General features: G+C 39.3%; 1 protein-coding gene. It reads right to left on the reverse strand.

Annotated features, from left to right (window positions below; genetic code table 11):
- Positions 1-274 precede the first annotated feature (274 nt).
- Entirely contained in the window at positions 275-991 is a 717-nt protein-coding gene (locus A37S_RS25885) for a carboxylesterase family protein (RefSeq protein WP_051293404.1), read from the reverse strand.
- Between the last annotated feature and the right edge of the window lie 95 nt (positions 992-1086).

Consider the following 1086-nt stretch of genomic DNA (forward strand, 5'->3'; position numbering starts at 1 on the left):
CTTTGGTGTTCCCATAATTAAATCTAACGTTTTTGATGAAAACACTCCTTAAGTTTTTAAAATATCGTGTCCACTTTTTGCTGACGATTTACAGTTTGTGAACAATGAAATAGAAACTATCATCGTTATAAGACCTATTATTTTTAATTGCTTCATTTTACTTCTATTTACTATACAAATTTCGGAACATAAAAAATAATTGACTTATACCCATTACTGTTTTACCTACCAAAATCACTGATACACATTATTAGTATATTTATTTATCTCATCGCTATTTAATAGTTTTTGCTATCTTTTCTATAACATCCAGTCTTGCATTTTTCGGGTCTGGAACACAAACGGCGGAGCCATCACGCCGAATTTCAAGCAACTCATTTTCCCCTGTGCTATACACATTCCATTGAGGCAGTCCCTTACTGTTCGGATTTCCTGTCTTTGCAAAATTTGCCCAATACGTGTTCATCATTATTGCCACTTCCCGGTCTTTCTGACCCACTTCAATGCCATTTCTGTTAGTAAGATTATTAAACACGTATGCTATCTCTGATGCGTGCGGAGCGCCGAACCTTAGTCGCTGTTGTAAAGAAGCGGGAACGTAGCCGAAAAGATATATATAGGCAGGGGTTCCTTTTGCTGTAAAAGCCTTAGCTGTAAATCGGGCAGGCTCTGCCCACACCTTATCCGTATTGACCATCGTCAGCATTTCGGCAAATTCCGTCGTGCCATTGGGGTCATAGGTGCTAACAGCTTCTTCCTTATATTTTCCAAATAAGGACAATAATTGTTCTTTGGATGTTGCATTGACAAAACCACCTGGTACTTCAGCACTGTTGGAACCTATAATAATTGGAATGTTTGGTTGTCTGCCTGCCTCGTATGCGCTTTGGGCAGTTTCCACTACGAACTTACCATCAAGGATTGGTCCCGGATAAATCGGTAGCCCGCCCTGTCCGTCGCTTTCCTGTCCACCGTCCACAATTTCTTCCACTGGAGTTAGTACATTTGAGTAGAGACAGATTTAAAGATGAATAATTAAATTTGTTGTACTATGGGAAATCGAGTGTTCGACGAACAATTTAAAAG

The sequence above is a fragment of the Olivibacter sitiensis DSM 17696 genome (assembly GCF_000427965.1).
In the GTDB taxonomy this organism is placed as follows: Bacteria; Bacteroidota; Bacteroidia; order Sphingobacteriales; family Sphingobacteriaceae; genus Olivibacter; species Olivibacter sitiensis.